25 protein-coding genes and 1 tRNA gene are annotated in these 25342 nt (G+C 35.1%); 1 reads left to right on the top strand and 25 read right to left on the bottom strand.

Going from position 1 to position 25342, the window contains the following annotated elements; genetic code table 11:
* Window positions 1-22: 22 nt before the first annotated feature.
* Window positions 23-3481 carry a VCBS repeat-containing protein gene (locus A3EM_RS0119030; protein ID WP_169513386.1) on the top strand — a complete coding sequence of 1153 codons (3459 nt, stop codon included), beginning with the start codon at window positions 23-25 and terminating at the stop codon, window positions 3479-3481.
* Between the two features lie 568 nt (window positions 3482-4049).
* Here A3EM_RS0119030 and A3EM_RS0119025 read toward each other — a convergent pair.
* The 25 genes from A3EM_RS0119025 to A3EM_RS0118900 form a co-directional block, all read right to left on the bottom strand.
* Entirely contained in the window at window positions 4050-4631 is a 582-nt protein-coding gene (locus A3EM_RS0119025; protein WP_020529834.1) for a DinB family protein, read from the bottom strand.
* A gap of 257 nt (window positions 4632-4888) precedes the next feature.
* Entirely contained in the window at window positions 4889-5653 is a 765-nt protein-coding gene (locus tag A3EM_RS0119020) for an ABC transporter permease (RefSeq protein ID WP_020529833.1), read from the bottom strand.
* 3 nt (window positions 5654-5656) lie between these two features.
* Entirely contained in the window at window positions 5657-6562 is a 906-nt protein-coding gene (locus A3EM_RS0119015) for an ABC transporter ATP-binding protein (RefSeq protein WP_020529832.1), read from the bottom strand.
* Window positions 6563-6572: 10 nt separating this feature from the next.
* On the bottom strand, window positions 6573-7709 hold the full coding sequence (locus tag A3EM_RS0119010) for a serine hydrolase domain-containing protein (protein WP_020529831.1): 1137 nt from the start codon (window positions 7707-7709) through the stop codon (window positions 6573-6575).
* Between the two features lie 39 nt (window positions 7710-7748).
* Window positions 7749-8558, bottom strand: a complete 810-nt coding sequence (locus A3EM_RS0119005) for a helix-turn-helix transcriptional regulator (protein ID WP_020529830.1) — start codon at window positions 8556-8558, stop codon at window positions 7749-7751.
* Between the two features lie 427 nt (window positions 8559-8985).
* Entirely contained in the window at window positions 8986-10506 is a 1521-nt protein-coding gene (locus A3EM_RS0119000) for an FAD-binding protein (RefSeq protein WP_020529829.1), read from the bottom strand.
* A 210-nt stretch (window positions 10507-10716) separates the two neighbouring features.
* Window positions 10717-11268, bottom strand: coding sequence for a hypothetical protein (locus tag A3EM_RS0118995; RefSeq protein WP_020529828.1), 552 nt, complete (start codon window positions 11266-11268; stop codon window positions 10717-10719).
* 98 nt (window positions 11269-11366) lie between these two features.
* On the bottom strand, window positions 11367-11708 hold the full coding sequence (locus A3EM_RS0118990; RefSeq protein WP_020529827.1) for a hypothetical protein: 342 nt from the start codon (window positions 11706-11708) through the stop codon (window positions 11367-11369).
* Window positions 11709-11734: 26 nt separating this feature from the next.
* Entirely contained in the window at window positions 11735-12052 is a 318-nt protein-coding gene (locus A3EM_RS0118985; protein WP_157637969.1) for a hypothetical protein, read from the bottom strand.
* 484 nt (window positions 12053-12536) lie between these two features.
* A complete protein-coding gene (locus A3EM_RS0118980) occupies window positions 12537-12911 on the bottom strand; it encodes a VOC family protein (protein WP_020529825.1) in 375 nt (124 codons plus the stop codon).
* 6 nt (window positions 12912-12917) lie between these two features.
* Window positions 12918-13451: a dihydrofolate reductase family protein gene (locus tag A3EM_RS0118975; protein WP_020529824.1), complete on the bottom strand. Its 534-nt coding sequence runs from the start codon at window positions 13449-13451 to the stop codon at window positions 12918-12920.
* A gap of 251 nt (window positions 13452-13702) precedes the next feature.
* A complete protein-coding gene (locus tag A3EM_RS0118970; protein ID WP_020529823.1) occupies window positions 13703-14131 on the bottom strand; it encodes an SRPBCC domain-containing protein in 429 nt (142 codons plus the stop codon).
* Between the two features lie 36 nt (window positions 14132-14167).
* A complete protein-coding gene (locus A3EM_RS0118965; protein ID WP_044239036.1) occupies window positions 14168-14557 on the bottom strand; it encodes a VOC family protein in 390 nt (129 codons plus the stop codon).
* A 259-nt stretch (window positions 14558-14816) separates the two neighbouring features.
* Entirely contained in the window at window positions 14817-15683 is an 867-nt protein-coding gene (locus A3EM_RS0118960) for an MBL fold metallo-hydrolase (protein WP_020529821.1), read from the bottom strand.
* Between the two features lie 83 nt (window positions 15684-15766).
* Window positions 15767-16120 carry a MerR family transcriptional regulator gene (locus A3EM_RS42930; RefSeq protein ID WP_044239033.1) on the bottom strand — a complete coding sequence of 118 codons (354 nt, stop codon included), beginning with the start codon at window positions 16118-16120 and terminating at the stop codon, window positions 15767-15769.
* Window positions 16121-16573: 453 nt separating this feature from the next.
* The gene (locus tag A3EM_RS0118945; RefSeq protein WP_020529819.1) at window positions 16574-16891 is read right to left on the bottom strand and encodes a DUF3817 domain-containing protein; all 318 of its coding nucleotides are present in this window, start codon (window positions 16889-16891) and stop codon (window positions 16574-16576) included.
* A 2-nt stretch (window positions 16892-16893) separates the two neighbouring features.
* Window positions 16894-17151, bottom strand: coding sequence for a hypothetical protein (locus A3EM_RS48190; RefSeq protein ID WP_245576523.1), 258 nt, complete (start codon window positions 17149-17151; stop codon window positions 16894-16896).
* Between the two features lie 281 nt (window positions 17152-17432).
* Window positions 17433-18023, bottom strand: a complete 591-nt coding sequence (locus tag A3EM_RS0118935; RefSeq protein ID WP_026210398.1) for a TetR/AcrR family transcriptional regulator — start codon at window positions 18021-18023, stop codon at window positions 17433-17435.
* Between the two features lie 193 nt (window positions 18024-18216).
* Window positions 18217-19572: a TrkH family potassium uptake protein gene (locus tag A3EM_RS0118930; RefSeq protein ID WP_020529816.1), complete on the bottom strand. Its 1356-nt coding sequence runs from the start codon at window positions 19570-19572 to the stop codon at window positions 18217-18219.
* 165 nt (window positions 19573-19737) lie between these two features.
* Entirely contained in the window at window positions 19738-20148 is a 411-nt protein-coding gene (locus tag A3EM_RS0118925; protein WP_020529815.1) for a styrene oxide isomerase, read from the bottom strand.
* Between the two features lie 412 nt (window positions 20149-20560).
* Window positions 20561-22813: a hypothetical protein gene (locus A3EM_RS0118915; protein WP_020529814.1), complete on the bottom strand. Its 2253-nt coding sequence runs from the start codon at window positions 22811-22813 to the stop codon at window positions 20561-20563.
* A 184-nt stretch (window positions 22814-22997) separates the two neighbouring features.
* Window positions 22998-23110: transfer RNA gene (locus A3EM_RS47645), tRNA-OTHER, on the bottom strand.
* Window positions 23111-23335: 225 nt separating this feature from the next.
* Window positions 23336-23923 (bottom strand): hypothetical protein, encoded by a 588-nt coding sequence (locus A3EM_RS0118910; RefSeq protein ID WP_020529813.1) that lies wholly within the window; start codon window positions 23921-23923, stop codon window positions 23336-23338.
* Window positions 23924-24077: 154 nt separating this feature from the next.
* The gene (locus A3EM_RS0118905) at window positions 24078-24791 is read right to left on the bottom strand and encodes a YARHG domain-containing protein (RefSeq protein WP_020529812.1); all 714 of its coding nucleotides are present in this window, start codon (window positions 24789-24791) and stop codon (window positions 24078-24080) included.
* 181 nt (window positions 24792-24972) lie between these two features.
* Complete coding sequence (locus A3EM_RS0118900) at window positions 24973-25341, bottom strand: nuclear transport factor 2 family protein (RefSeq protein ID WP_026210396.1); 369 nt, start codon at window positions 25339-25341, stop codon at window positions 24973-24975.
* Window position 25342: the final 1 nt, after the last annotated feature.

Below are 25342 nucleotides of genomic sequence, written 5' to 3'. Positions count from 1 at the left end.
TACTATTTTTAGCTGTCTGCAGATGGAAAACCCGGAAGATAAACGCTTTAGTTATATACCTGCCGAATACTCCGGTATTGATTTTTCTAATACCCTTTTTGAGGATGAAAATCTGAATATCATCACTTTTGAATATTTCTATAATGGGGCAGGTGTGGGAACCGGAGATCTGAATAATGATGGCCTATGCGATATTTTTTTCGCTGGGAATATGACTAATTGTAGACTTTACCTAAATAAAGGTAATTTTAAATTTGAGGATGCTACCGAAAAGGCAGGAATATCTACCAATGGAAAATGGGCTACCGGGGTTTCCCTGGTAGATATTAATCAGGATGGGTGGTTGGATATATACGTTTCTTTTTCAGGTCCTTATCAGGATTCATTGAAAAGGATAAACGAATTGTACATCAATAATCAGGATGGAACATTTGAGGAAATGGCGGATGAGTATGGGTTGGCAGATTCTGGATATTCCATTCAGGCAACATTTTTCGATTATGATAAAGATGGAGATTTGGATATGTATATGTTGTCTAATATGACAGATGAAACCGGTCCAAATATTATCCGGCCCAAGAGGGTGAAAGGGGAAATGCTGAATACTGACAGGTTATATAGAAACAATGGGAAAAATGTCAATGGCATTTTTCAGTATGAAGATGTTTCAGAACAGGCTGGGATGACTATAGAAGGTTATGGTTTGGGGGTTTCAATAACTGATATCAACCTGGATGGATGGCCTGATATTTATGTTTCCAATGATTACCTTTCCAATGATTTGCTTTACATCAACAACCAGAATGGGACTTTTACAAATAAAGCAGGTGAATATTTTCGACATACCAGTTATTCCGCTATGGGCAATGATGTAGCAGATGTAAACAATGACGGCTTGCCTGATATAATTACCCTGGACATGTTACCTCCAGACAACAAGCGGAAAAAATTGATGTTTGGATCAACCAATTTTGATAGATTCCATTTGGAATTACGAAGAGGTTATGAACCGCAGTATATGCGGAATACATTCCAATTGCATCAAGGCAAAAACCCAGACGGAGAGATATTTTTCAGTGAAATTGGGCAATTAAGTGGAATTTCAGCCACGGACTGGTCCTGGGCCCCGTTACTAGCAGATTTCGACAATGATGGTCTTCGGGATTTATATGTTACAAACGGCTATCCCAGAGATATTACCAATCGGGATTTTGCATCTTTTAAGGCTCAGGAAATTTTTTCAAAAGGGTTTAATCGGGATATCAAACTTCAGTTAATTAAGGAAATAAATCAAATTGAAGGAGCTTATCTGTCAAATTATATTTTCAGCAATAAAGATGGAATCCACTTTAATGACGAAGGAGGAAAATGGATACCGGAAAAACCCTCATATTCCTCAGGAGCAGCTTATGCCGATTTCGATAATGATGGGGATCTGGATTTAGTCATCAATAATATTGATGAAAAAGCTTTTCTTATTCAAAATCATTCGGAAAATTTCGGAGAAAACAATTTTTTGGAAATTGTGCTTCAAGGCCCACAGGGCAATATAAATGCAATCGGCTCGGAAATAACAGTATACTCAGGTGATAAGATTCAGGAATATTACCATTCTCCCTACCGGGGATTTCAGTCCACTGTAGATTCAAAAATCCATTTTGGTTTAGGTAAAAATCAGCTGGTGGACTCCATCCGTATTATCTGGCCTGATGGAATTATCCAGCATTTGAGAAATATTAAGGATGAACAAAACTTATTTGTGAACTATGAAAATGTAGAAGAAAAATTGGAGGTCAGCCGGTATCCGGTTAGGAAGGCTTCTTTATATAAGGAAGTAGCTTCAGAATTAGGTATTGATTATCAACACCAGGATAAACTTTATCCTGATTTTAAAGTACAATCTCTTTTACCACATCAGTTTTCCCAAAATGGTCCGGGCCTGGCAGTGGGCGATATCAATAATGATGGTCTTGAAGACTTTTACATTACTGGAGCCTATTCATTTAATGGAAATTTTTTTATACAAACTCCTTCCGGACAATTTAAAAAACAACCTTTTACCGCCACCGATCCTACGCCTGAAGAGCAGGGGACTCTTTTGTTTGATGCCGATTCAGATGGAGACCTGGATTTATACATATCTAATGGAGGAAATGAATTTGAGAAAAAATCGACCCATTATCAGGATAAGTTATTTTACAATGACGGATCAGGAAATTTTACATTGCAACCAGATGCACTTCCGGATAATTTGATCTCCAGCACTTGTGTAGTAGGTGCAGATTATGATCAGGATGGAGATCTGGACTTATTTGTGGGAGGTGGTGTCATTCCAGCGAATTACCCACTTTCACAAAAAAATCAGGTGCTCCGAAATGATGGAGGAAAGTTTAAGGATGTAACTTTTGAAGTTAGCCCTGAAATTGAGAATACAGGAATAATTACATCTTCAATCTGGACAGATTTTGATAATGATTTGAAAATAGATCTAATCCTTGTAGGGGAATGGATACCAATCAGATTCTTTAAAAATAAAGGAAATACTTTTGAAGAAGTAACCAGTACTACCGGTCTTGAAAATTTAAAAGGCTGGTGGAATAGTATATCCAGTGGAGATTTTGACAATGATGGAGATATAGATTACATAGCTGGGAACTTAGGTTTAAATTCAAGATATACGGCTTCAGAAAATGAACCTGTAATGTTGCATACTGCCGATTTTGATAACAATGGAGATATTGAGGGGATCATTTCCCGGCATATAAATGGGATTAATTATCCTGTTCATTCCAAAGATGATCTGATTAGCCAGGTTAGCGCTTTTAAAAAGAAATTTTTGCGATATGAAGATTATGCAAATGCCCGGTTAGAAGATGTAATTGACCTGAAAAGTCCTGATTTAAAAATTTCAGAAGCGAATTTTTTCCAAAGTATTTATATTGAAAACCTGGGAGGTGGGAAATTTTCCTGGAAACCATTGCCCGTTGAAATGCAGGTTGCTCCACTTTTCGGGATGATGCCTATAGATGTGAATTACGATGGATTTTTGGATTTAGTAACCACTGGGAATTCTTATTCTCCGGATGTTTTCACTGGAAGATATGATGCTTTTTCAGGAATGGTATTAATAGGAAATGGAACTGGAAATTTCCAGCCTTTAAAACCAGAAGACAGTGGGTTTTATGTAAATGGCGATGCTAAAAGTCTTGTAAGACTGACTTTAGGCAATCAGGAGGAAATTATTCTATCAGCTCAAAATAATGGAAAGCTAAAGATATTTAAGCACACTGAAAACCCAAGTTTACACCTCTTCCCTATTCCAAAAACCGGGAATGATGCCAAAATCTATTTTAAAAATGGGAATCAGTTAAAAATGGAATTTCCATATGGAAATGGTTATTTATCCCAATCTTCGAGAAAACTACTCTATCCAAAAGCAGATATTGAAAAAGTGGAAATAATTGGGCATTTGGAGAATTAAATAAGTTGTTTTAATAGTAAATATTTTTTCTGTTCCATTGGCTTTTTGGGGAGGTTTTGGATTCGGAGATACATCAGTGTGGTTAAGAATATAAGTAAAAGATGACATAGCCCAATTTAAGTTGAAAATGCCTATTGCCTTTTTGTTTAGCAGGATTTAAGGACAAGAGAGTGAGGTTTTTTATTTTTAGGAACAGTCAACCAAAATGCAGCATGACCAGCAATAAAGTGATTATTCCTTATTTTCTCACTTAATAATTAATGGGTTATTCCAAACAATCTCATCGAAATACCCAATTAGAAAACCATAATTTTAATTACCCAATTGAATAACAACTACCGGATTCAATTCCTATAATTTTCAAAAATTTTTAATCCATTAATTTTTATGAAAACCTTAAAGTTTATTCATGTGGTTTTTTTATTTGTCATAGTATTCTCCTGCAAAGAGAATTAAAATATTATAGATGAAGGGAACTATATTGTCCAACACAAGAAAAAATTCAGTGAAATCCCCAGGCCCCACCTGATTTTGGGCCCTTATTATTGGCTGTTGTGTTTTTTATTTTTTAGTCCCAGATTATTGGGCGATTAATTTTCATTGCTCTTAAATACGAAAGAAATTGTCCTGCGTGAACAGATTCATGATATCCAATCCGTAATAAATATTTTCCAAGGTTTTTCTTTTCTCCATTTCCGGGGTGAACGATTTCTTTTTCGTTTAATTCTGTATCTGAAAACCTTCGCACACTTTCTAAAAATGTATTTCTATGGGGTTCGGCAAATTCAAGTTCATCAGTAATGCTAATGAACGGTCGATTTTTCCAAGGCGTTTTATAATTCGCCATACTCTCATTATTGATAATAATATTCCATCCATAATCAGCCTCTAAAACATGGCGAACCATTTCTATAGCAGTCATTGCTTTTTCGTCAGGTTTCCAATTATAATAGCACTCAGGAAGCGCATTCCAAAGTTCTATGCTTCTTCTCCTTATTTCTGTAAAATTTAAAATTATGAGTTCAGATTGAGTCATTTTCTTTGTTTCAAAAATGTCGTTTTCCATTACAGCGTAAAATAAAGCCTGATAGCTCTCAAGTTTAATCACGAATATAATGAAACTTTTCAGACTATCAGTACCCCTTTCCATGGTGCCCTTATCAGACTGTAAATGAAGTTTTCCTTTATACGGCTGGGCGGTATTCCGCTTACTAATGAAGTGCTTTATTGCGCTTTTGCAAAAATTTTTATGGACGTATATTTGAAGGCTACACGAACAAGAAAAAAAATGAAATTACACAAGGGTTATTCCAGACCTAAACCCCATTAGGTTCCTTCTCCATAAGTAAAATTTCATTGCCCTCCCCCCGGACACACCTGAATTTGGTCCCTTATGATTATAGATAGTTATCTCCTCGTTATAAAAATCATATAACTAATTGGAACCGAACAGGCAAATACCAGGCAACTCCTGATACCCATCCCTGAAAAATTATTGACATCAATAGATTGTGAAATCCCTATGTCCTTGTAAAGAAAGGGAAGTGAATAGGGAAAGTTAACAGCAACATTTGGGAGTGCCATAAAAAGTAAAAACCCGACCAAGTAAAAAGCAATTCCTAATATAATAGGGAAGGTAGAATTTTTGAATGCAATTGAAAAAAAGAACTGAAGACCAACAATGCCAAGAGAATAGCCAAAGACTTTCACACAATCTGAAGCAAACTCAAAAAATAACGGTTGAAAATACGCGAATTCAGTTTCAGGATGAATCCAGTAAATTGGATAGGCGAAAAGAATCGTAGAAATCACAAATAATAGAAAGATAGTGGCCAGTAGGATTAGAATAGTTAAAAGTTTACTGCCCAATAATTCCCATCTGGGATTAGGAAGGGTCAATATTACCTTCCAGCTGTCTATGCGGTGTTCCTGATTGTTGACGATGCTTATCACTGCCAAGATTACCAACGGAAAAATCAGCAATGAAAAATAGGTTAGGTTCATATTAAGGTAGCTTTCCCATGGGTTCTGGGCCAACAAAGTATAAGCTTCCGGCCCAATGGCATACAAAACCAACCTCGTAAGACTTACTCCAAGCCCACCTAGAATTACCCAAATCCAAACAGATGAATTATTTAACTTTACCCACTCAGCAGCAATCGTATTCCACATATATTAATTTGTTGATATTGAATCCATGAATAGTTCCTCAAGGCTCTTTTCATTGCCATTGAGTTTATAGATCGCTATTCCATTTGCAGTCAGTCTCTGAACGATTAAAGGAATATTTTCACGGTCTTTAATGCCTATTTCCAACTTCCCTGATTTAGTATTCGCCAATAATATTTCGAATTCTTTTTCCAATAGGCTGGTGGTTTGTCCAACATCCGATACTTCCATGTGTAAGGATTGATTTTTTTGCTTCAAGCTTCGCAAACTTTCCATACTACCTTGAAAAAGAATAGAGCCGTTTTTTATAATCCCAATATCTGTGGCAATTAACTCGACTTCCGGCAGATGATGGCTTGACAACAAAATAGTTTTGCCTTTTTTATGTAAGTCAAGCAAGAGGTTCCTGAATGCAATCCTTCTGGTTGGATCAAGACCGTTCATTGGTTCATCGAGCACGTAGAGGTCTGGGTCCGCCAAAAGTGTAAGTGCAAGTCCCAATTGTTGCTTCATTCCCATGGAATAAGCTTTGTATTTTTTTCGCAAATGTTCGGAGAGCCCCACCTTTCTGGTAACTTTCTCTATTCTTTCGAGGGGTAACTTGCGGTACAGGCAATGGATTTTCAGGTTATCATATCCTGAGAGAAAAGGATAGAAGGAAGGAGACTCTATCATTACCCCAACCTTTTGCACGATTTCTTTTCGGTGGGTTCGAAGCGATTTCCCGAAGACCTCAATCTTGTGGTTTAGTTCGGGAATGAGTCCCACAATGTGCTTGAGCGTAGTAGATTTACCTGCACCATTCTCCCCTACAAAAGCAAAGATAGACCCTGCAGGAATACTCAAACTCAGGTCTCGTAGTGTATGTTGCTTTCGTTTGTAAGAAAAATTTAAGTTCCTGATTTCAACCATTGCTTATTTGTTAATTCAGTTGTTTTTGATATAAAGTTAGAAGGGTAAGCACTCTTTTCAGCAGATAGTAGTTAGCCCCATCTGTAAAGCGCATTGAAATAGCTGCTTCATGTTGTGGGGAATAGTAGACAAATGTGTCCCATAATCCTGCATGTCCATAAATAATATAGTCATAAATCCGGTAGATGTTGATGCCTAACCTATAGCCTTGTAGTTCATCTGTTTGGAGGTTGGGAGACAACATTTGAGACAAGGTTTCCGGCTTGCTAAATACTTTTTCGTTGAATAAATGAAAATAAAATTTACTTAGGTCAGCAGTTGTTGATACCAATCCTCCTCCCCCAAACAGGTCAAAAGAAGGGTCAAAGTGTGTGAAATTTTCTCTTTTGTAGTAACAAGATACCAGAGGTTTTTGGCTTTTTTGGGGTTGGACAGATTCAAGCCAGGTGGAGTTCATCCCCAATGCTTCGTAACCGATTATTTCTTCCAATGCATTACCAAGATTTTTTCCGGTGACGGATTCAATTATTTCTCCTAGTATGATGTAACCTGTATCTCCATAATTATACCCTTTTCCAGGTTCCCAAAGAGGCTTTCCCCAAGCTACAGCACCCTCAATCATATCAGTTCTGGTCCACACTTTTTGCGGTTGAGCTTTAATCATTGAAAGAAAAGGGGAAGGATGGTCTTCTGTTCCAAAAATGTAATTGTATAATCCTGAAGTATGGTTCAGACAATGGCGAATAGTTATTTTGGAAGGTTGGTAACCCCCTTGAATCAAAAGATGGAGGTGTGGTTGGGAGAGGTATTTATCGATAGGGTCATCAAGGCTTAACTTTTGGTCTTCGTAAAGTCGCAAAATAGCTGTAGCCGTAAATGTTTTGGTGACGCTGGCAATCCTAAAAGGTTGGTCAATGGAAAAATTGGAAAAAGTTTCCACATCGCTTACTCCTGCAACACCTGTCCAAAAAATGGAATCCCCAGGGGCATAAACTGTAAGACTTACTCCGGGGACCCAATCAAACTTAGATGAAACAATATAATCCAATTCTTTTTGTAGCTGTTGATCAATAGATCTGCTATCCTCTTTACAGTTCGTCAGTCCTAAGCATATTATCGCCATAAAAACATAATGCCAGATTCTCATATAGGGTTTGAGTTTTTTTCGAAATTTAAGATTTGCTAATCAGATTTCATTGTAAAATCTCGTCATAAAATTAGTGTCAGGCCTATAGGTGAGTAAATTTTTTTCCACTAAAACTTGAGAGGGTGTCAATCCTGAATATCTTTTGACTTCTTTTATGAAGTGACTTTGGTCAAAATATCCATATTTCACCACATAGTCCATCCAGTTTGTGTTATTTGAGGCAACCAAGCTGGCCACAGCATTTTTAAACCTTCTAAGAATAAAATACTGTTTGGGGTTAATCCCGGTTTCTGCTTTAAATCTCCTTTCAATAGTACTGTATGAATATTTGGTGTGCTTTCGGATATTCCCCAAAGAAAAATCATCTCCCCATTCATCCATCTGTTCAGCTATAAAGCCATAATCAGGAGAAAAACTTTGATTCAGAAAACCGAGTATTTCATCTGGTATTTCATCACTAGGAAGAATAGACAAAAACTTTTGTAGCCTGTTTATCTCATCTCCGAAAATCAAATCGGCCTCAATGATCGGATTTTTAATCAAGTCTGCAGGCTTCACAGAGAGGAAGGGAAGTAATCCTGCGATAGCATTGCTTTTAAAAGAAATGATAGCAAATCTTGGGAGCAAGGAAAAGTCATTATGAATTTTATCATGCAAAAAAGAGAAAAGCACACTCTTTGAACTTCTTATTATTTCATTTTTATACTGGTATTCAATATTCCCGTCTAATGGGACCAACAGTTCTGGGGTAATACCTGGGTATGATGTTAGATTTGAAGAATGAGGCTTCTGGATAGGTAGGTTTTCACCTATCCAAATGTATTCTATGTATTTGCTGATACGTTCCAATTATCTGTTAGTTATCTACAACAACTAGCTAAATTCCATAGACAGATCGCTTATTTATTTGATTAAAAGTATCTGATTCAAGTATAATTATCTGCTAGCTCATAAGTCTATGGGTTTTTACCACTTGTTAAACCAAACTAAAGGTAGAAAAATTGGTTGAAAACTGCAAAAGGCCACTCCCAATAATATCACCCCACCAAAAAAGCTATCCTACAAAACAAAGGAACAATTTCTTGCTAAGCATTACAATATCATTACAGCATTGAATAAAGGTGAATCTATCCGATGAACTGCGAAATGATGCGATGTTTCCCCTGCAACCATTCAGAAAGTGAAAGCTTTGCTATTTTAATTAACTGGACCTTCCATTTAATAACAGAAAAAAGTACCCATAACTTTTTTAAAGTTATGGGATGTTATTGCTTCTCTATATTATCAACGGCTCTTTCTGATCAATTGAAATAAAACCTAAATTAAGTCTGTCTGAAAAGTCATTGCTAAAAGTTTGATTTCTATTTAAATCCCGGAAAACTTCTTCCCATTTGGCAAGTTCTGGGTAATACTTTCGGATTAACTCGGGCTTTCCATTCAAGATGGTATTGATTTTCCCCCAGTGCGGAATACCTCCTTCTTTTGTCATAATTTCCTGATATTCCATTAAAAAATCATCGGACTTTGGGGTTCCTAACACAAAAGGAACATCAATATAAGCTACCTTCTTTCCAAATTCAGGTGAAAGATAGGCTGGAGATTTATCCACAAATCTTATTCCCATCGGAGAGCTTTGATATATTCCTTTTTGTTTATTTTCTTCTGCTCTTTGAAACATCTTCTCTATGGCCACTATATAATTATTTTTATCCCCGGAAATATCAAATGCAAATTCGCTATCATATGCCCTAACTTTTACATATTCAATCCCTTGATAAAGCACTTTATACCCTTTATTTTCATAACTTGAGTCTTTTAAAGATCTTAGTGATTGATCTAATAGACGTGGAAGTTTTTCTGGTTTATTTAACAGTTTTTTTCGAATAAATCTTATTGAAAGTGGCGCCAGTGGCGGGTTACCAAAAATGGTACTCAGCCAGTTTCTTTTGCGATCATTCAGGTTTCTTTTTGGTTTTCCCTTTAAAATCCTGTGTTTTACCACAATAACTGTATTGTCTCCTTTTTCTTCATTTTTATAAGGATTTACCTGAACCATTACTCCCCTTATTGGAGTTTTACCATCGGCTTCATAAAATAAACTTCTATCTTCTAATTTGGGTTTTATATCTTTCCATTTAAAACACTCCTTACTCTCCTTTAAATAGTACATTCTCTCCATCCCCAGAATGTAGGAATACACAATTCCGAAACAACCTAAATTAACTAAAGCACTATAAAATAACTGATCATTCTGCTTTAACTCCACATCCTTTTCATCGTGTTTATTAGGATCGGAAATGCCGTTTTCGGGTTCGATCCTTAACTTTTTACCACCTATAGTCACCAACAAAATAGAGCGAACCAGCCCTGGAAGAGAAGGAAGGTCCATTCCGGTACCATGAGTTCCTGTTGATATAGCTCCAGCTAGGGTTTGTTCATCTATACCTCCCATGTTAGTAATGCAAAGTCCCTCCTTTTTATCCATTATTTTGTTAAACTTCTGGATGGTCATACCGGCTTCTACATGAACCAATAATTGATTGGTATCCCTAAGAAAGGAGGGTAACTTCAAAGCCTTATTTATCTTTTTCAGATTGACGAGGTACTCTTTCGGAAGTGCTACATCAGAGAAAGAATGGCCTGATCCTACAGCTTTTATTCTCTTGTTTTCAGACTCTGCCTTTTTTATGACTGTAACAATGTCATCAATAGATTGAGGGATAATATAAAATGGAATTTTCCGCTTGGCAATTTTTATGGTATTTTTCCAAAGCTTATCCTTTTTAATTTTTATCATTTGGATAGTTTAATAGGATGAATAAAATTTTCTTTTATAAAAGAAAAGATGCCAGATAATTAGTAGAATGATTTGGATAAAATGCCCGTTTTAGAGCGTGTTTAAAATTTAAACATGCACTTATACTTTGCTATTAAAGTTAGGAAAGACGCTCAATAATGTAATCACCATTTATTGGTATATTTTTCTCTCCTGATAGGAATAATAGAATTATTCTACCCCAAGTTCTGATTCTATATGGCCATTAATCAGTAATTCGATTACGAACTCATTTTCGATTTTCATATATGCAAAATTAGTCCGACCATATTCACAAATCCTTTTCACAATTTTCCCAATAATAATGAGCAATGCTTTTTGAATTAGTTTTGGATACTGGTGAATATTTGGGAACATCAATTCAGCACTCCATCGAATAGATTCAATTTTTCCAGCCCCTGGTTTGGATTTTATATTCTCGGATCTTCTGGTCTCTGATTCAAATACCACTGAGGCCTCAAAGTCATTGGAGACGGTTCTGAAATCAATTTTAATTTTCTCTATCCATTCAGGTACTTTTAGAAATAATATTCCTCCACCAAAAGTATTAAGCAGGAGAAACCTTCCTTTTTCAAAAAACCGGTTAAAATCAGCCTTTAAATTTTCTTGTTCAACAATTTCAAGATAAGAAGAAAGTAGCACAAACTCCCTATCAAGGTCATAGCAGAAGTTAGGTCCTGTGGTGAATTCAATCTGTTTTAATTCTTCCAGTAATTTTTCCATTTCAATGCTTTCCTATCCAAAATCTGTTCCCCAACAACTTCATTCAAAAAAAACAAAATTTGATGAGGTAACTATAACATTATCCTGGGATATCTAATTCAAAATTCACCTTTTAGTCTAAGCACATCCCTAAATTTTAACTCTGTTGGAGTAGATAATTCATTTAACTCACATGAAATCGGATCAACCCAATATTTTTTTTCAGGTTTTAATTGAAAATTGGGGGGTAATTTAATTACAGCAACGCTGCGTTTTTCAAAATCATGAGAAGTTAGTGTTTTCAGCTTTTCTTCATTCATTAAAACATTTTTATCATTTTGATAATTTCCCTGTTCTTCCATTGTTTCATGTATGTGAAGAATTTCTCCGCTTTTGGCATCGAAAGCAATAAAATAATTGATCGTATTTAATTCAAGACTTCGTTTTTTTGTAATTGGCATGGATTTTTTGTTTTATGGTTTTCAAATTATTCCCAAACATTAATTGCCCATCGAGAGCGTACCTGGCAATTGTAAGTGGCTGTTCTGAAAGTAATACTGGTTACACCAGTTCTCAATAATCTTGGAAGCGGAGGATCAAATTCTTCAGTCTGGCCATTACTGGTTACGCTAGAAAAACCACATTCCACCCAAATAGATTTTTTCCCATGACTCAAAAGTGTAAGTGCGGCTTCTGCGGTTATATCCCGGTTATTAAAATTAAGTGTTACAGTATCGATTTTTTCACCGCTTACAATTCTAAATCCGATGTTTTGGGCCCAAATTGACCCGGTCATTGTTGGCATAGTTATTTTTGTTAAGTTTAAAAAATTGATTTTGATCTACTTACAAATAAGAATTTGGTAAGACAGTAAGCAGTTTTTAATAAATACTAAAAAATACGGTCTATTTAGCATTTCCTTACGATAAGGAACCTCCATATAGTTTTATATTTGGGTATATGTTAGAATTTGTTTGCAATTTTGAGGAATCCTGCCTCCCCTATTTTATATATAATCCTTTATTACTTTTTTTCTACAAAGTAATAAAATTGGCCTAGTCAATTTTGAGAGATTTTGCTCCCCTGAAGTCTTTCCCATACCTGATAGAATCACACCAAAAAGATGAAAATTTTGTGAAAAAGGGAAACCTTCGTAGCAAACTGGCGGGAATACTATGCTTTTTGCAGTATTAAACCACAATAACTTTTTTCACTCAAAAACAAAAAATTCAGTGAGGTTTCCCGGACCCCACTGAATTTAATTTCTTATTTTTGGGTAAGCTCCTTTTTTATTTTGTTTCTCTCTGTTGCAGGTTAAAAACCGTTCCTGCCGGGTCCTGTATCCAATGCATATTTTCAGGAAGTTCTTCAATTTCATCACAAGTTTCTACTCCGTTTGATTGCAAATAGTTTGTCGCATTTTCTACATTAGGAACCGTTAGTTGTAGCCAGGTTTCTGAATGCGTATAATTGTCCACGCAGTCTAACCATATCACATTATTCCCGAATTTCACTTCGTGTGTTCTGGAAACTGTTGGGTTATCAATTGGCTTTTCTTCTACTTTAAACTTCAAGATATCTCTGTAAAAAGCAACTGTTTTTTCATATTTGTTCTTGGGGATTTTTATAGCAATGTTGATTCCTGCTTCAAAATTGATAGCCATATTATCTTATTTTTTTCGTTTGTAATGTAATTGAGTTAATCCGGTTTCAAATGTTTTTGCAGTCACAAACTCAAGAAGTTGTTCAGGACGACCATCTTTAAATAATCTTGTGCCGTTCCCTAACAATATCGGAACTACAGAAATAATAAACTCATCAACCAAATCATTTTTTAGAAGTTCGTTGATTACTTCTGCGCCCCCATCACAATAAATATTCTTTCCGTTTTCAGATTTAAGTTGTGTAACTAAATCAATCAGGCTTCCTGTGTAAAAGATAGTCCTGCCTACTTTTGGTCTCTCAGTTCTGGTTATAACATAAACATCTCTATTACCATTATCGTAATGAGATGAACCTATCTCCCTTACTACATAATCATAAGTCTTCCTACCAATAATCAAAGTGTCAATGGAATCTGTAAATTCCGCATAACCATAGTCTTCTCCTTCTTTTTCTACAAGGGTTAAGAAACTAAGGTCATCATTAGGTTTTGCAATGTAGCCGTCTAAACTCGTTGCAATGAAGAGTGATATTTTTCGCATTCGTTTTGAATATTCTTTTGGTAACCATCCAATATAATTTTTGAAATTTCACTCCAATTATCCCATAGTTATGAAATTTCGATGGGATAGTTACAGAATAAAATTCTGAATCAAAAATGTTTTTTTGCAAATTTTTGATTTATTTCAAACCGTAAATCTCTTACGGTTTGACCTCTTTTTTTTGCGCTTTTTTATCGATATAAGGTATGATTCCTATCAATTTCCTAGGGTCTGATTCCTTTTTGCAATTTTTATTTTTCAGCTAAAGATTTAATCTTCAAGAGCACTTCCCTCCAAAATTCATCCGAGCGAATTTTTTGCTTTTCCGTTGGTATGTTATCCTCACTAATGGTTAAAAGGGTGTTACCCTTCTCTTCTGATATATCAAAAGTCCATGTGCGATAATTTGCTGGTTCGTCAGGTAGTCCGTCAAAATGACTCCAATGGGAATATTGAAGCTGGGTATTTGTTTCAATGTTCAGAATAACTCCTTTTTCCTCGTATTGATTTCCATTGTATTCTCCTTTGAAGGTGATTGGGCTTCCTATTTTCCAATCCGTTTCTATTTCTGCTCCAAAAAAATACTCTTTAGCTATTTCAGGTTTAATCAGGGCATCCCATATACCCATTGAAGCAGCATTAATGTTTATAGTAGATTTCGAAATTAGTGCTTTACTCATATTATTTGCAATAAATAGATTGATGGCGATTTCTCCTTAAAACTTAAAATCCGGAATAGGTGAAGAAATATCAATTAAAGTTCCATTAGGGTCCTTTAATAAAAATCTTCTTTGTCCATAAAAAGTATTACTCGGTTCACTCACAATTTCAAAATGCTCTGATAAGGCAATTTTGAATATTTCGTCTGCATCAGACACTACAAATGTGATGTAAAATCCATTTGGATTGGATTGATAATCTTTTGGCACTAATTCATTTGTTTGATCAATAATTCCTAATTCTAATTTTTTATCTTCTGATATAAGATGTACAAACCATTCACTTTCATAATCTACATTGAAGTCGAATAGTTTGGTATAAAAATCCCGACTTTCTGCTAAATTTCTCGAACAGATATTTGTCATTATTCTATTTAGTTTCCTCATGTTTTCTTTTTTAATTTGGTTAGCAGGCAATAGTTCCCACATGTGTTTATTTTTCAACTAGTCTGTTAATTTTTAAAAGTGTCTCTTCTTAAAATTCATTCTAATGATTCGTTGTATTTAAGAATGGAGGAACTCTCCTCCAATCCCTTTTGATTTCTGTTACAAAAAAACTATTTAGCCAACTCAGATCTAATAAATGGTACCACATACTCACGGGTGTAGAAGTTGTTTTTATTGAAGATGCTGAAATGAGATTTTCTCATTTGAAAGTCGCTTCTGAATATTTAATATCATGACCGTAAAATATTTTTAATGAGGGAAAGGCTTTTGAAAAAGATTCAAGTTTATTAATACTTTCTACGGCCTTTTCGTAATTATGGATAAATGGTGTTGGGTTTATTTTATATTTTAATTGAGCTTCGTAAGCTATGGCGTCTCCGGTGATTAAAACAGGCCCTTCTTCAGCATTTATTACATATGATAAATGGTCAGGTGAATGACCAGGTGTCGATACTGCCCATAAAGACTGATCTCCAAATATATCCAAAGCGTAATCGAAGGGAGGTATTTTTATTCCTTCTGTCATATTTAATTTTTTACTTTTTTTCCCCTCCAAATGATTTCCTGTGGTCTTAATTGCCATTGAGTCAAGCTCATTTGTAGCAAAAATTAAGGTTACTTTATTTGAAAAGTCTCTTGCTCCTGATGTATGATCTGCATGAAGGTGAGTGAAAAAGATTCCATTGAGAGTTATATTTTTTTCTAATATGAATTCAAAGGCACTTTTATATCCAGATTGTGATGTTTTTACATTCATAGAAGAAAGAATTGAGCGCATAAACTTATTATAGTTGCCCTCTTTTTTGAATGCCTTAGATAAACCCGCATCTATTAAAAAATTTCCTTCTTTTGGATGATTTATCCAATAAGCTAGAATTGGTGTTGGACCATAACGATGTTCAACTTTGTGTAAATTCGTGTCCGATGGATTCAGAACGGAGTACTTATCACCAATTGCCATTCCTGTAATCATCTGTTGAACTTTAATTTTTATGGGTATTGAGAAAACTTCATTCCAAGTATATGACTCGTTCTTATTCGCTGAAATATTGCTTTCTTTGTTCATTTCAGAGGCACATCCGGTTAATCCTAAGAAAATACAACTAATCACAATAGTTAAACTATGCTTCTTGTTCTTCATCCTTAACTTTATTGTTCGCACGTTTTTTTAAGGGCCTCTTCAAGTAGGGTACGTGTTTTTTTGAGAGATAGGATTTTCTGATCGATTTCCTTCATTTTTAATTCTATCAGCTCTTGTTTTTCTGCTTGATTCAAGGTTCCGTCCATTAAAGAATCTATAATATGTTTGCACTCTTTTAATGAAAAACCCAAAGACTGAGAATATTTAATTACATTAATTCGCTCAATGTTTGAGACACCATATTCCTTATAAGAATTTTCCTTGTGCGGTTGTGTAATATCTATAAGCAATCCCATCCTTTCATATAATCTGATAGCATCTTTAGATATTTTTAATGTTTCTGAAAGCTCCTTGATTTTCATAATAAAACTATAGACCATGGTCAATGGTTCAAATATAAAAATTATTTTCAAAAAACTTATTGAGGCAATTGGTTTTTCATTTTAAAAACTTTTTCAATCAACCTTTTCACCTTGAAATTTCATAACTCCAAGCTTAGCCTTAGCCCTCAACAACATTATATAACATAAGGAAAAATTCAGTGAGATCCCCAGGCCCCACCGGAATTTGATCCCTTATTATTACCTGCGGCCTTTTTTAGTCGGGTAGTTCTTCACATTCGAAACCATAGTCGTTTAAAATTTTAATAGTCTTCTTTACAATATTCTTTTGGCTGTCAATCCGCAAAATTTTGTCACAATCTTCAAGGTCAAAGTTCCAATTAGCAACTGCCAATAATTTGTTTAAGTGTGGCGTAAGTTTTTTGATTGATTTTTTAGAGTTTATTGATGTTTTGAATACATAAATCATTGCCCTTATTTTTCATCAGTTTTTATTTTACGAAGGATTTTATAGTCAATGTAGAAAGTGCCAAAAGGGATGAGGCAGGCAATGAGGATTTTCAAAGTTGTTTCTTTGAATTTCCATTGTTGCTCTACACCAACACGTAAAGCATTAAAAACAAACAATAGAAATAATGCACCATGAATTGGTCCAAGATTTTTTGTGAGCGAAGGACTGTCATAATAATATTTTAATGGAACCGCTATGAAAATCAAAGCAATTAAAGAAATACCTTCTAAAAAAGCGAAAAGGCGTAAACGCCCGATTGTTGTTGTAAAATACTCTTTCATAATTAAAATGTTCTGAAATTTGGTCTGCTAGACAATGGGGAAAATGGCCAGGGAATTACGATAAATATGATGATTAGGGCAATGGAAAACCAAACAAGCATTGTTTTATATTTCTCCTTATCAGTTAGCTTTCTTTTTGCTAAAGCAGAGCCTATTGTTAATACTACAATAGCTGTGAGCATGAAGACAATATGTAGCAATCCGTAAAATGTTAAGTCTAAATTTTGTAAAGCGGTTTTCGAATTTGACCAAAAGTGCATTACAATAGGACTTCGAGTGTAAAGGATTATTCCAATCATTAATTGGATATGAGCAACGGTTGCTGTCCAATGTCGAAATGCATTATCTGTTTTTGAAAATGTTTTGTTTTGTGTAAAACCAATGAATGCTCGATAAATGGAGTAGAGTAAAAAAGCTAATACAAACCAGCGAGTTAAAGAGTGTAAGACTAATAAGGTTGAATACATTATGTTTCATGTTTTTTATTTTGGGCAAAAATAAAACAAAAACATACTAAGTAGTATGTTTTTGGGCAAAAAAATTATTCTAGGCTTTTTAAATAAATTTTGAGTTGTTTTAAATAAGGGAGATACGTTTTTTTATTGTTCTCTAATTTTCCAAAATTTCGAATGCCCCAGTAGCCCGATAGTACAAATATTGTTACTTGTTCTGCATTCACTTCTTTGCGAATAAATCCATTTTCTTTTCCTTTCTCTATTGTAGAGGTCATTACTTCTGTCCATTCTTTGGTTATTTCGTTTAATGCTTTTCCAAAATCCACATTCCAGGGTGTCATTTCTTGTGTAAAGTTCGAAGCTGGGCAACCATACTCAACTTTCAAAAATTCATTTTTCATTAAAAGATTATCCATTAAGTTGTAAATTGCCACTAACGGATTTTGTTCTTTTTGTAGTGGTTCAATAAAACTTTTTGTGAGTGTTGGTTTTAGGATTTCATTAATGATTGCAAGTCCCATTTCGTCTTTTGTCTTGAAATGGTAATAAAATGCACCTTTAGTTACCTGTGTGGTCGCTATAATTTCATCAATACTTGTTGTCTGGTAACCATTAACGTAAATTAGTTCAAATGCTTTTTGCAGAATTGTAAGTCGTGTTGTCTCTGCTTTTTTCATAATAAGATACTGTTTAGTATTTTTCACAAAGAAACAATAAAATGTTTTCGGTACAAAACTTTAATCTATTCAGGGTATTTTAGGTTGAAGGTAACTTACAGATATGTTGAGTGGGGATTAGATCTGGTACTGCAAAAATATAAAGCTTAAGTTTCCGCCAGGCTGTTTCCAATCCGGACCTCCAACAACTTTTTTATACAGCTAAATCATCATCCTTTGCTTCATCATTTTCCTTTGACTTTCTCTCTAACAGGGCAAATCCAAATGTTAAAACCCCAACGCGTCCAAGGAACATTAAGATAATAACCAAAACTTTACCAATGGCTGTTAAATCGCCTGTAATCCCCGTACTAAGTCCAACTGTCCCAAGTGCAGAAGCAACTTCAAATAGTATTCTTTGAAATTCAAACTTCTCGGTAAACGTCAGGAGGAAAGTGAACAGGAAAATTATGCTCGTATAGAGTATGAATGTTGATGTTGCAACATAAAGTCGCTCGAATGGAATGACACGTCCCAAAAACGAAATCCGTTTTTGTCCAAACAACCTACTTTTAAGTACCGAAATCATTGCAGTAAGAGTCGTTATTTTCATTCCACCCGCTGTACCCGAAGGTGAAGCACCGATATACATCAAAAATGTTACGAAAAGTAGAATGGGAATGCTTAAACCTCCTGTTGGTATGGTATTGAACCCAACAGTAGTCATTGCTGTCATTGTCTGAAAAAACGATTCTGAAAATTTAGCATTTGAATTTTGGACGGTCGGTTCCATAAAATAGACAAGTGTAGTACCTATGAATAGGAGTAATACAAAACCATAGGTCACTATTTTGGTAGTGAATGAAATACTTTTTGATTTCCGTCTTAATCTATACCATAAATCAGTAATCACAATGAAACCTAACGAGCCTGCAATGGCAAGAACAGAAATGATGGTATTGATGAAACTGTGGTTGCTATAGCTTTCAAAACTATCATTAAACAAGCCAAAACCTGCAGTACAAAAGGCTGAGACACTATGGAATATCGCAAACCATAATGCTTTTAATGGTTCCATTCCTGTTTGTCTAAAGGCGATGAAAAAACAGATTGCACCTAATATTTCCATTACCACAGTGAAAACAACTACACTTTTTATAAAGTCATTAATTTTGATGGTTTTGGGAAGGGTAAATTCTGCTCCGATTATTTTATTGTGCCAATGCGTGATGTTTTTGGTCGTAAGTAACAGATAGTAGGTAGTCAAAGTCATATAACCAATTCCACCAATTTGAAATAATCCCATTACAATAAACTGACCAAAGAAATTATATGCGTCATAAATACTAACTGTTACAAGACCTGTCGTAGAAATAGCAGAGGTCGATATGAACAGGTTATCAAGAAACCCAACGCTGGTTTTGTGGAAGAGTGGAATACACAAAAGCCCAAAACCAACTAGTGTATAAAGAAAAAATCCCCATACTAAATTCATCTGAGGGGATTTGCTCACTTGGAATTTCTTGTACCAAGTCAAGAACTTTTCAATTATGTTTCTTTTATCTGTCATTATTTCTTTTCAAATGGTATAGCGTTTCCCTAACAACCACCACTTAATGCAGTTGATATTCACATTATAATTATACTGGCTAATCTAATATATTTTTAATTTTTTAACTAAAAGCCGATTGGGCTTAGCATCGGTTATTAGTATTTTGATATGCAGATTTTTATGTTAAAAAATGCGCATTGAAACTTTAAATAGAAGATAAGTAATGGTTAGAAAAGTAAGGATTGCCCCCAGTTTGTAAAGCATACTGACCAACTTTCCATTCAAATCTATACGGCTCTCTTTGTCAATTCCCCGTGCACCAGTTATGGCCGCAACCACCATACCCACTACTAAGGCGTATGTTCCAGCCAACAGACAAAATAAATAAAGGATTCTTTCGGACTCTTCCCAGTTAAGTCGTTCTACAATTAAGCTAAGTGCAATCAGCATTACACCAGCCATACTTCCTCCAGAATGAACAACTCTCCAGGCAACCTCTCTGCCATTGTTAGATTTAATTGCCTTGCTTTGAAAAAAGCCTCCAACCAAACCTATTAATAAGATCAGAAGACCATGAAATGAATATATCAACATACTAAATGATTACTTTACTTTATAGACAAGCAATAATTTAAAATGTGACACTTTTGATTATTATTATCTGTACAATATTTAGTTCACCAAATAAATTCTACTCTATTTAACAATACGATATTATTTAATTAAAATAATACTTTGCACCAATCTATGCATATAAGTTTCTCAATACCTAATTAATGTGATATTACACGTAAACATTAAATAATGAATTTACTCCTTTATACCCATGCTGTAATTTGGTTTAAAGCAATAACCTCCTTCGGCTACATTACATATAGAAAATACTGAAAATCATTGTTTCGTAAGCATAGCTACTTTGTGGGAAATGGCAATAAAATTTTCCACAGGAAAACTTGACCTAAAAGCCCTAACCATGCAGGGCTTTACCATTTAAAAATACTTGTCATTAACTACCCATAAACAACTTACTCACTTCTGCAGTATTTAAAGCCCAATTTAAATCATAGACTTCATCGGCTTGTTCTGGTTCGGTTACCACCTCCAGCTGCTGAACTTCGGCTTTCAATTTTAAAAGATCGCCAACTTTCAACTTTGCATCCAGTTTCTGCAACAAACCTTCCAAAGTTTCCTGATTCATGTTTTGAACTACCTGCCCTCCAAAATTCATTTCCATCCAGATAATCTCCTTTTTTTCAACATCTAAAACCCCAAACACCATTCCTTTGGTTAAAGACTGCTTAATCCGCACCTGATGCTGAACTGCAGTAGGATCATAAGCCACTCCTTTGTGAGATATATCCATCTTATCCTTACTATTCATCCAGCCTACAACCAGGTTTGGAGAAAGACTCCCAATAGTGTACGAATTGCAGGTGAAAATCACATATCTGGCGGCTGCTATTGTTAAATCAGGAAAGTCTATTTCAATATATTCCGCTGTTCCTACCTGATCCGGAATCGATTGGATATCTCCACTATGGCTGCACCCCGGAACATCCAGTTGCGCATACGAACAAAACATAGGATAATTTTTATTTTCATAAATAACCCAACAGCTTAAATCCATATCCAGGTGTTGAGCGGGCAAACCTTCTCCCCATTGTAGGAATAATCTTACAGTTTCACCTTCCACTTTGAACCTTGTGCCCACAGGAACTTCTGGTAAGTCCTGCAGTTGTTCACTCCTATCCCCTATGGCAATTGGAATTTTATCCAATCCTTCCGCTATAAAGATCGTCCTGTTAGGGTTTTCAGCCTTGGCAAAGTTCCCTTTAATCACCTCAAGACTCAATCCCTGCACTAACTTTTGCATACGTCTCAAGTCTTTTTCCTCATACAATTGCAATAATGGATTAACCGGAATTCTCTTGTTAATCCCCCCAAGAGGTTTAGCTGTTCTTTTTTGATTTTTATCAAAATAAACCTCTGCATACATGTTTAAGGTAAAAATTAAACGAGCTGGAATTTTATCCATCACTGTTCTGAATTCCTTAATTGCAGCCTCAGGGCCAAACCAAAGCATGGTGGAAAACAACGACCTTGCAAATAATCCTGGTCGTTGCTTTAACAACCTGAAGGTGGTATCCGCATCCATTTTTAGCCTGGACTCATTTACTTTACCCTGCCAAACCTCATAATTTTCATTGTAAAAATCATCCAACAACCTCGCTAGTTGTTCAAAGCCTTTCCTTTTGCTATATTCAGCCAAACGTAATGCCCTGATGACCCTTACCCATATTCCCCGCTTAGGATGCATATTTTCACACTGAGCTTTAATATCCATTTTCAAGTCATTAAGCCAGGTGGCATATCGCCTACTCGCAGTTCTCCCAAACTTTAATTTCAGCTCCTGAGCGGCCTGAACTTTCACCTCACTACTTTTATCCAATTGAGGATGGAAGTTTTGGGCGTTTTTGGCCATTCTTGCTTTAATCGTTTTAGGCTCAATAATCTGCAGGAAGCCGGTATGTTTATACCATAGGTACCTCAGAATATCATTGGGAGTATGGAAGAGCTGGCCTGCTGCTGAGCCCTTATCGTGTTCCACCAGGGCATCAATGGCAAGCATTAAAGTCTCTTTCATTTTAATTTCCACACCAACTGGTAAGGCATAGTGCCCTAACAATATTTTAAGATTATCCGCCTGTGTGGCATCCAGGGCTACAGAAGACTCCAACAAACTTTTTAGGTGATGAATTACATCATCTTCGGTCCATAATTCCAGTGTTTTCAATTTGTTTTGCCCACCTTTATATACCAGTTTTTCAAACTCAAAAGGAGTCCCACAAAAAGGACATCCATTATACCTTTCCAGCGGAAAAGTGTGCTTTGGAATTAAATGCCCGCAAGGTAGTATTGTTCCATTTTTTGATTGAAAAACATTGGCAAACCAGGTCACGATATGGTCTACCAAAGTTTCTCCTGTTGGAATATCCCACTGCTTCACCAGCGGAGTCCAGTTTTTATTCACTCCGGTGATTTCCTTAAGCAAGTCCAATAATCCAAGTTTCGCTTTTGGCGAAATCCCATTGATCTTGTGGAGTAATTCTTCGGAAAAGGTAAACCCCAACTTTGAACAATTGGCCAGTAAAACACCGGTTGTTTCATTTAATTCAGCCACTCCACCGTTTACCTCCATATTTTTGGAGATGAACACTGCTTTTTGTCGAATGGAAACACGTAACAAATCCCTTTTCATTTTTCTTTCATTTTTAAATCAATAATCAGGTAATTTTGCTTCTGGTCATTACCTTAAAATGGTGGGGATTTCCCCGGAAGTAAGAAGCAATTGACCTAAATTTTAAAGTGTAATTAACCAACTTTCAAAGGCGGATTCGAACCGCAATAACCAATTTGTAGTAAGTTGATTTTGACCTTTTTTGTGAGGCAGGTGGGATTCGAACCCACGACCCGGGCGTTAGAAGCGCTGAAGTAAACTTTTATTGACCTACTGAAATTAAAAGCTAACCTGCTCAACCAGCTGAGCTACTGCCTCAAATAAACAGGTAATTGCATTAGTATTTAGAATGGTAGTTAAATTGAAGTAACTAATGCTTGACCTGTTATTTTTATTCAAAAAGAACGTTTTTATCTATCGATGATTCAAAAGTGATGGAGAAGTACGCAGTTTTTTTGCGTAGTGAATTTTTTATTGAAATTTTTTTTTAGAGCAGGTTCAAAATGATAAAAAAATCGGTGGGACTATGGGGATTTAAATTGCTTAATTTTTAGTGTGTTTATTTTTATGATATTCCAAATGAATATACTCTTTAACTTTATTAGATCTTTTTTCTCCAGTAAACCCTGCATCTTGGAAAAGGGTCTGTATATCATCAAAATCAAGAACTTTAAATCCTGAACAATCTCCTCCAATAACAGGATATTTAAAGCCAGCTTCATTTAAAAATCGATGCCCAAAATTCTCCTTCATTTCTATTAAATCTTTTTCCAAGTTTAACTTTTGATATATCGACCTCACAACATTTCCATTTTTCCAGACCGCTAGTTTAGCATCGCCTAAAGTTGTTTGTTCGTATCCAAAAATTACTTTAGTCTGAAAATCCAGAGATATCTTTATGAGAAACTCATCATGTTCTCTAACATCACTATAAAAATCAACAATAAGCTCCGTCCAGTTTTTAAGAAATGCATCAAATACGATAAAAGAATAATTCATCTGGTCCAGAAATACTTCTTTAAATTCATAATCAAAATTTTGTGTTCTTCCTGTTTTATAATGGTTTTTTAATAGTTCAACCACGGTTGCACTCTCCACTCCTTGAATCAATATTCTACTTAAAGTACCCATTTACCTTTTTAATTATACACAACATATATATATATATATAATGCTAGCTAAAAACCTTCCCCATAAATCTAAGGAATAGCTGTGACTAAATCGTAGAAAGTTATTAATGATATTATACTTCCATAGCCCAATCTTATCGGATTTTAACTCTTTATTATTCGCTACCTTTTTCCTTTTTGCGAATAAGTTGAATATTTTTTTTTTCAATTATGGTCAGAAATCCATTAACATCTGCATGTTGAGGTTTATACCAATTTTGTTGATTGAAATACTTTTCCATACTACCACCACTTCTGAAAATATATCCGTAACGGGCAAATATTTCATTTCGCATTATTTTCAGTTGTTGCTTGGTTAGGTTTTTAAAATCTTCATCTTGTAATAATCTAAGTGATGCTTCTGGGTATTTCCCGTTTAAATAAACTTCATCATCTGGGTATACTGAGCCAAACTCACCTCCTTCAGCAAATTCCTCTGTCCAAGGTTTGTATAGTAAAAGCCCAGCATGGAAGGAATCCCCATTACTATATTTCATGAATTCTCCATCAGTTTCCTTGGAAAAAAACTTTGTCCCTTCGATTCGAGTGTCGGTTAAAGTCCTGTAATGGTTAATTAATTGAGCCCCATCTGAAGAAAAACTTGATTCCATTATCTGAACTACTACTAAATCCTTATCAATTATGACCCTTACATCACACTCCCCTTCAGAGAACCCGAAATGATAAGTTTTTGAATATTCAAGTGTAGAACCTACTACCCATTGTTTCAAATTTTCGGATGATATTTTTTCATCTCCATAGTATTGGCAAAAACCCGAGAAGAAAATAAAACAGAAACTAATGATAAAAAATATACTTTTAGAATTCATACTACATGGTTACTATTGAAATATTTGCATTTCAAAGTGCCATGTAAATCTAAAAAAACTAAAACAAAAATTGGACTCTGTTTAAAGAATACCTTTTCCTTTTAAAAACAAAAAAAAGCAATTTGACGGAAGAATACCCTCCGCCAAATTTACCCTGATTGATGTAGTCATACCTCCTCTCCTACTCCACATGTGTGAAAACTTTATTTACTATTTTCCATTTCCCTTCCACTATGGCCAGGGACAAAAAATCATAATAATTGAAACCCAACATGGGCACATGCAACTTTGCCATGGCAGTGTTTCCCAAAATTTCCAATGACACAGTTTCCATGCGGTTTGCTTCTCCCAATTCAGCCGGGCTCTTCCTGTTTTGTACCCCTTGGAGATATTCCTCCAATGGTTTTTGATATTCATTTCCATTGATGTCTCCATATAAAATGGTGTCGGGATGAAAACTTTCCCGTAATTTTTCAACATTTCCTGTGAATAATCCTTCAAAGTAAGTTGAAATTACTTCCGATATTTGTTCTGATTTTTCCTGATACATT

This window comes from Flexithrix dorotheae DSM 6795 (genome assembly GCF_000379765.1).
GTDB lineage: Bacteria > Bacteroidota > Bacteroidia > Cytophagales > Flammeovirgaceae > Flexithrix > Flexithrix dorotheae.
Note: the sequence above shows the minus strand (reverse complement) of the source record. Positions and strands in the feature narration are given on the sequence as shown.